Origin of the sequence: Parendozoicomonas verongulae, assembly GCF_009711465.1 — a bacterium.
GTDB lineage: Bacteria > Pseudomonadota > Gammaproteobacteria > Pseudomonadales > Endozoicomonadaceae > Sansalvadorimonas > Sansalvadorimonas verongulae.
Window position 1 is genome coordinate 367 of sequence record NZ_SMME01000796.1, and the last position, 240, is coordinate 606.

General features: G+C 54.6%; 1 protein-coding gene. It reads right to left on the minus strand.

Features of this window, described 5'->3' with window-relative positions:
* Positions 1-240: hypothetical protein (locus tag E1189_RS25340; RefSeq protein ID WP_230460255.1), on the minus strand; the 240-nt coding region annotated here is incomplete at both ends.

Here is a 240-nt window from a genome sequence, read left to right on the forward strand (position 1 = left end):
CAGGTGCAATAAGGCCTTCACCACATCCGGTGATCTCTCCAGGCACAAACGCATCCATACAGGGGGCAGGCCCTTTGCCTGTGACCAGGATGGGTGCAACAAGCGTTTTACCCAATCCGGTAATCTCATCAGGCACAAACGTATCCACACAGGAAACAGGCCCTTTGTTTGTGACCAGGCCGGGTGCACCAAGGCTTTCGCCACATCCGATCATCTCTCCAGACACAAACGCATCCACAC